8 protein-coding genes are annotated in these 6,071 nt (G+C 69.2%); 3 read left to right on the top strand and 5 right to left on the bottom strand.

Features of this window, described 5'->3' with window-relative positions:
* The coding region (locus AB0389_RS30945; RefSeq protein WP_366398835.1) for a helix-turn-helix domain-containing protein at positions 1-1,715 on the bottom strand (1,715 nt) is incomplete at its 3' end.
* A gap of 122 nt (positions 1,716-1,837) precedes the next feature.
* Between AB0389_RS30945 and AB0389_RS30940 the strand changes: the two genes are divergently transcribed.
* Positions 1,838-2,035, top strand: coding sequence for a hypothetical protein (locus AB0389_RS30940; RefSeq protein ID WP_366398834.1), 198 nt, complete (start codon positions 1,838-1,840; stop codon positions 2,033-2,035).
* 51 nt (positions 2,036-2,086) lie between these two features.
* Here the strand turns inward: AB0389_RS30940 and AB0389_RS30935 are convergent, their stop codons facing one another.
* Entirely contained in the window at positions 2,087-2,224 is a 138-nt protein-coding gene (locus AB0389_RS30935) for a hypothetical protein (protein WP_366398833.1), read from the bottom strand.
* Between the two features lie 166 nt (positions 2,225-2,390).
* On the opposite strand from AB0389_RS30935, the gene AB0389_RS30930 reads away from it, so the two are divergent.
* The gene (locus AB0389_RS30930) at positions 2,391-2,531 is read left to right on the top strand and encodes a hypothetical protein (RefSeq protein WP_366398832.1); all 141 of its coding nucleotides are present in this window, start codon (positions 2,391-2,393) and stop codon (positions 2,529-2,531) included.
* 26 nt (positions 2,532-2,557) lie between these two features.
* On the opposite strand, the gene AB0389_RS30925 is transcribed toward AB0389_RS30930, so the two are convergent.
* Positions 2,558-2,962: a hypothetical protein gene (locus AB0389_RS30925; protein ID WP_366398831.1), complete on the bottom strand. Its 405-nt coding sequence runs from the start codon at positions 2,960-2,962 to the stop codon at positions 2,558-2,560.
* 207 nt (positions 2,963-3,169) lie between these two features.
* Between AB0389_RS30925 and AB0389_RS30920 the strand changes: the two genes are divergently transcribed.
* Positions 3,170-3,727, top strand: a complete 558-nt coding sequence (locus tag AB0389_RS30920) for a recombinase family protein (RefSeq protein ID WP_366398830.1) — start codon at positions 3,170-3,172, stop codon at positions 3,725-3,727.
* A 211-nt stretch (positions 3,728-3,938) separates the two neighbouring features.
* On the opposite strand, the gene AB0389_RS30915 is transcribed toward AB0389_RS30920, so the two are convergent.
* Positions 3,939-4,445: a GNAT family N-acetyltransferase gene (locus AB0389_RS30915; RefSeq protein WP_366398829.1), complete on the bottom strand. Its 507-nt coding sequence runs from the start codon at positions 4,443-4,445 to the stop codon at positions 3,939-3,941.
* A gap of 22 nt (positions 4,446-4,467) precedes the next feature.
* Positions 4,468-6,069, bottom strand: a complete 1,602-nt coding sequence (locus AB0389_RS30910) for a hypothetical protein (RefSeq protein ID WP_366398828.1) — start codon at positions 6,067-6,069, stop codon at positions 4,468-4,470.
* Positions 6,070-6,071: the final 2 nt, after the last annotated feature.

The following is a 6,071-nucleotide window of genomic DNA, read 5'->3' as shown; positions in this document are numbered from 1 at the left end:
ACCTCCCGCATCTCGGCCAGGCGCAGCAGGGCGTGGGGTTTGCCGTGGTCGGCGGCCTGCCGGGCCAGTGCTTCGGCGCCGTCCCGGTCCCCGGCCTCCTCCCGCATCACGGCCAGGCTGTACAGGGCGTCAGTGCTGCCGTGGTCGGCGGCCTGCTGGTAGAGGGCTTCGGCGCCGTCCCGGTCCCCGGCCACCAACCGCATCTCGGCCAGGCGCAGCAGGGCGTCGGTGCTGCCGTGGTCTGCGGCGCGCTGGCGAAGGGAGTGGGCCCATTCCAGGCGCTGTCGGTTCTCGGCAGCCTGGGTGAGGTTGCTGAGGTCGTCAGGGTCGGTGAGGTGGGTGTGGGCGGCGTGCCAGAACGACGCGGGCGGGCACAGGTGCCTGCGGCTGGTGCGGCCGTGCTGTTCGAGGTAGTCGGCAAGTCGGAACATCGGTCCCGCGGTCGAGGGGGCTGGGCCGTGAACGGCTGGGGCCGGGGCGGGGGGACGTCGCTGGGTGCGGGGGGTGGTGCGTCGTAGAGGGGCTTGTTTGCCATGGACGGGTGCGGCGAGTCCGGCGAAAGCCTGCTCCGACCAGTCTTCGGTGAGCTGGTCGTAGTCGGTGTCGGTGAGGTAGTCGGCGGCGGCTTCGGTGAGGAATGCCTGGGGGAGATGGAGGCCAACACCGAGGCGGCGGGCGTCCATCGCTGCTGCCAGTACCGCCGCGGCGGCCGGGGTCGCGTGCCGGTAGCGGTTGAGGAGTTCGGGGGCACCGGCGAGGTCCTGGGCGATGCGCCCGTCGGCGCCCGCACGACCGAGGGCGTCGGCCAGAAGCCGGTCCCCGCTTTCCGCTAAAGCGGCTGCGACGGCCAGCGCCGGAGCGTCGAACGCCTCGGGAACGGTCAGCACGCGGCCAGCCAGCAACTCCCGCACCCGACTGTGCGGATCGCCCTCACCCGGTGCGGGCAGGGCCGTGTACCGGGCGGCGTACTCGGGCCAGAGCGTGCCCAGCACCAGGACCGGCCCGCGCTCCGCGGTCACCAGCAGCCGGTGAACCGCCGCCGCGATCCGCTCGCCCGCCGCGCGGTCGCCGAGGTAGTGCTGGGCCTCGTTCAGCCACACCACGGTGCGCGGCGCGACACGAGGCAGGTCATCCAGGGCGTCCTGGGCGCGGGTCGGGTCGAAGGGATGCCACAGCCGCCACCCCTTCTCCGCGAGCGGCTGCACAGCCTCCCAGCACGCCCGCGTCTTCCCCGTCGAGGAACCGCCCACCAGCACCACGGCCCCACTGCGGCCGGCTGCGGCGTCCTCCACCAGCCCGGCCAGGACCCGGTCGTGCTCGCGCCGTACGTATGCGGGCATCGGCCGCACCCCCGCAGCTGGCCCGGAGGCACTGCGGCCGGGCCCGGCCGGGTGGACCTCCAGGTGGTGCGGATCCCACTCACCGATCGCACGGCCCGGCACCGGCAGCACCCGGCCCCCGGTGTCCCCGGCCGCGCTCCGCTGCAACTCCAGCAGTTCCTCCACCGGCAGCCTCAGCGCACGGGCCAGGGCGGCAACCGTCTTCTCCGAGGGGGCAGGCGCCGTCGGTGAGAGTGCCTGCGACACCGCCGTGCGCCCCAGCCCGGCACGCGCGACAAGGTCCTTCTGGTTCAGCCGCATGCGGGCCATCCCGTTCCGCAGTCTCCGCCGCAGCTCGGCCAGCGCAGCGTTCTGGTCGTTGTACTCGTCGTGCACGGTGCGCGCCCCCAGGACCGTCGTGTTCGCCGGTGTTCATCTTCCTCCCGGCGAACCACGGCGAACACCGCTTCCGCGACCTTCGATCACGTCAACACCCCCACTCCTACCGGGAGATTGCCGTGACCATCGCCATTGTCCTCCTCACCACCGCATTCGTGACCGTCGTCGCGCTGCTGGCAGCCGTCGGCGCGGGCAAGCTCGCCCGCATGGACAACGCCAGCTACCCCACGGCCCTCACCCGCGCCGCCACCACCTTCGTCGCGGTCATCACCCTCGCCGCCGTCATCGCCGGGACCCTCGCCGCCTTCCTCACCTGACGATCCCTGCTCAGTCTCGAAGTGCCCCGTTTGCGGCTGGTGACAGAGTTCTTACCGGCACCCCAACTTCCGCAGAAACGCCTCGTCGGCCGGGGTGAGGGTGAAGTACCGAATCAGCTCGTCCTTGCCGATCGTCGGGAACGACCGCAGCGCCTCCAGCTCCTCATCACTGAACACCCTCGTCGCCATCCGCCCGCCCCTCCTACCACCGTCACCCGGTCAGCCCAACGAGCCACCCTGCACACGGCAACGGGCCGCTGCTCCGCCTTCTCCGAGATCACGCCAGATCAGGGGAGCCCCACGGGCTTAGCGTTGTTTTTTCGGCGGGAACTGCTGGGACCCCATCTTCCGTTCCGTGTCGGCCGACGGCGGCCTGGACGGCGCGGTGACCGCGAACGCCCGCCGACTGGGCATCAGCCCGTCCAGAGCCCGTGGCGACATCGTGCACATCGCTACCAGCCTCTACCGCAAGGGACTGCTCCGCCCCGCAGGGTGATCTTCAAGGAGAGAACGTCTTCTGAATCACCGGACAGTGTCAGATTCTGTTGGGAAGCCCGAAACCGACCTCAAGAACGCGGCGGACACGAAGTAGGGATTGCCAGCACCGCCCAGCACCTCGATCTGGACCGCATCCCCGTCGCAATCCATCACTCGGTACTCGTCGCCGACGCTCAGTCTCAGGCCGCTGCCGTCTCCGCCGTCGGAGACGACCTCGAAAACCTGGTCCTTCGTCGCGCAGGGCGCGCTCCTCTTCGCCAGAGCGGCCTTCGACGCTTTGACTGCCTTCTTCACTCCAGCTTCGGCGCATCGCAGGACCACGTAACCGCCCGTGGCAACCCCGGACCCGACGATGACCGTGGCCTTGGCGGGCCCACCGAGGCTTTTGACGATTGTCGTTATCGTCTGGTAGCCACCGAGATTACCCATTCGCTTCTTCCCCCCAGCTATGTCCGGCGATCCTATCGGCCGGTCTGCACCCGATCCGACCGTTCATCAATCGACCGTTTACCGAACACACGGCGTGGAGCCGCCCCGCGGCCCGGCTCCTCGTCGGAACCGTTCATTTTCCCGTTCATCAACTGCTAGCGTTCAGACCGCCGTCTGGAGACGTTTGATGAACGGAAGGGCTGCCCCGTGGCGCTTATCGGACTGGTCCGCGTCAGCACCGACAAGCAGAAGACACTGCGCCAGCACGACGCCCTCGATGCGATCTGCCTCAAGGTCTTCGAGGAGAAGGTCAGCGGCAAGCTCGCCGTGGACGAGCGGCCCGGCCTGACCGCCGCCCTGGACTACCTGCGCGACGGCGACATGCTCACCGTCCAGGAGGTCGACCGCCTGGGCCGCAACCTCCTCGAAGGGCTGATCGTCCTCAACGACCTCTTCCAGCGCGGCTTCGCCGTCAAGGTCCTGGAGGGCATCGCCGCCGGCGAGCACACCGAACGCTCCCTCATCCTGGACCTCGCGCTCGCGCTCGCCGAGGACCGGCGGCGCGACATCGTGAAGAAGACGAAGAACGGCCTCGACTCCGCCCGCGCACGCGGCCGCGTCGGCGGCCGCCGACCCGTCGTGGACGACGACAAGCGCCGCGTGATCCTCGCCCGCCGCGCCGAAGGCCAGTCCATCCGCGAGATCGCCGCCGCCGTCAAGGTGTCCGTCGGCGTCGTGCACAAGACCCTCAACCCTGCCCCGTAGCGACCACTTCCTACCGGTGGGTTACTTGCTCCCCGGTGTCTGGGCTAGGACTTCGGGGCCGTGAGTCCCGCGGGTTCACGCAAACTGAAGAGTCCTTGCCGGGAACCCAGAGGTCCGTCGTCATGCCGAACGGCATCGGACCCGCGAGTTCGACTCGAACCCGCGACCACGCCGCTTCCGGGCTCCGTGGACGGACAAAACGGTGAGCGGGCTAGCCAAGAGGGCGGCGGTAGCGCAACTTGTTGAGAGAGGCGCCGCCGGTGGAGTCCTCCACGGCTGCGCCGTCTGCGCCCCAGCCGGCGGCTTCGTAGAAGCGCCGGGCACGTTCGTTGTCTTCCAGGACCCACAAGGTGGCCTGTGTGTAGTCGGCCTGGCCGAGAGCCGCCATCGTGGCCAGCATCAGCTGCTTTCCGATCCCCGTGCCCCAGGCCTCGGGCATCGCGTAGAGCGTGCCGATTTCCGCGGTGCCAGGGATGTCCTGAGACGGGCCGAAACTTGCGAATCCGACGATCCCGGCCTCGGTTTCGGCTACCAGTACCCCCGACGATGCCCACCGTGTTTCCGTGATCCGTGTCCTCCACTCGGACTCTTCGCGGCTTGGGTCCATGGCATCGAGGTAGTGCTGGGGAACAAGACCGGCAAAGGCCGCTTGCCAGGAGCGCACGTAGGCACCGGCGACGGCTGACGCATCATCAGGCCATGCCTGTCGAATCTGCATGGCCGTCATTCTTCAAGTCCCGTCAGTCCGGGCCAAGTTCTTTTCCCGAGGGCGACGGTGAGTGCTCGGCTGCCTGATCCAGCAGTGCCCGCGCCGAGTCCGCGTAGCGGATGGCGGTCTTCTCGTCGATGCCGAAGACCAGTGCGAGGTGGAGCGGGTCGGCGCCGTGGGTGAGGGCTTCTTCGAGCTGGCGGTCGACGCGGAGCCGTTCGAGGGTGGCGGTGAGGTTGCGGGTGGCCCGGGTGGTCCAGAGCTTGCCGGCCGGGCCGAGTTCAACGGCGGTCTTCTGGGTGATCAGCAGGTGGGTGTTGGCCGTATTCGGCCAGCGGCTGCGGCGGTAATCGAGCCAGTCCAGGACCGCACGGCGGGTGAGGTCGTCGAGTGGGCGGACGTGGCCGCCGACGGTGATGCGCCGGTTGCCCAGGTCGACGTCGTCCAGCTGCATGGTGCGGATCATCTTCGGCCGTGCCGCGTGGACGGCGGCCAGGGCGACGATGAGCCGGATGTCTGGGGTGGTGGCCGTGGCGATGGCCTCGTCGATGTCCGCCTGGACGAGGGCCTGGAGGACGCCGCCGGTCTGCCGGGGGACACGGATGCGGATCGTGGGGTTGCGGAAGATCTGGCCGTTCTTCTTCGCGTGCCGGAACAGTGACCGCAGTGCAACGATCCGGCTTTCGCGCTGTTTGCCAGTGACAGCGTCCCGGGCCGTGATGATGTCCTCCCGGCTGACCTGTCGCAGGTGGTCGTAGCGGCTGGACCACTCCAGCAGCACCGGCTGGATCTCACCCAGGTAGGCCCATGTCGTATGCCGGGAGCGAGGCTCGGATCGCGGGCCACCGTTGAGGAGAGTGCGAACCCAGGCTTCGACGGCGCGATGGATGCCCGGGGGCATCCCGTCGAGCTTTCGCTCCAACCACCGGTCGACGGCGGGGGCCCGGTCGTCGGCGAACAGGCCGAGGCGGTCGAGGACTTCGGCGGTCCGCACGACGGGTAGCCCGCGGACTCGTAGGGCCGGGAAGAGCTCGGAGTATCGGATCGATTCACCTTCGCGGAAGCCGGACAGCACGATGACCAGGGCTCGGTTCACATCGCTGGTGATCCAGCGGCTCCAGCCGCGAGCCTCGCCCAGTGCCCGAGCGGCCTGCCGGGCCCGGACCAGCCATGGATTGGCCAGGTCGGCGTGGAGTTCGCGGTCGAACCGGCGGAAGTCCCGAGTGACGGTGAACAGTGTCAGTTGCGTTGACGGCGTGATCACGCGAGGCGGTTCGGGAAGTGGCGGCGGCTTCAGCACGCGCCGTCCGGCCTTGCCGACTCGCGGCCCGCCGTTCTTGGGCCGCTGGAGGTTCGCGAAGAACAGCTGCTGGCAGGTCACCTGCTGTAGGTACGGCTCGATCACCGAAGCTTTGCCGCTGGCCTTGATCGCCCAGGTCGCCTGGGCCCGGCAGAGGCGGCAGTAGCCGTGCTTGTCATCGACCGGGACCTGCCGCCGGCAGCCGACGCATGCGCCGACGGCGTGTTGCTGGCCGTAGGTGTAGCAGCCGCGGCAGAACCGGCCGGGCAGCTGCCCCCAGGCGAAACAGCCAGAGCAGGAGGCCGCCGGCTTGTTCTCGCTGATCTTCCCCATGG

It is taken from the genome of Streptomyces sp. NPDC093109 (assembly GCF_040701725.1).
Classification (GTDB): domain Bacteria; phylum Actinomycetota; class Actinomycetes; order Streptomycetales; family Streptomycetaceae; genus Streptomyces.
This window is presented reverse-complemented; position numbering and strand designations above follow the sequence as displayed.

Excerpts from the sequence above, each read along its gene's own strand:
- AB0389_RS30915 (WP_366398829.1), bottom strand. The coding sequence starts at position 4,445 with ATGCAGATTCGACAGGCATGGCCTGATGATGCGTCAGCCGTCGCCGGT.
- AB0389_RS30925 (WP_366398831.1), bottom strand. The coding sequence starts at position 2,962 with ATGGGTAATCTCGGTGGCTACCAGACGATAACGACAATCGTCAAAAGC.
- AB0389_RS30910 (WP_366398828.1), bottom strand. The coding sequence starts at position 6,069 with ATGGGGAAGATCAGCGAGAACAAGCCGGCGGCCTCCTGCTCTGGCTGT.
- AB0389_RS30935 (WP_366398833.1), bottom strand. The coding sequence starts at position 2,224 with ATGGCGACGAGGGTGTTCAGTGATGAGGAGCTGGAGGCGCTGCGGTCG.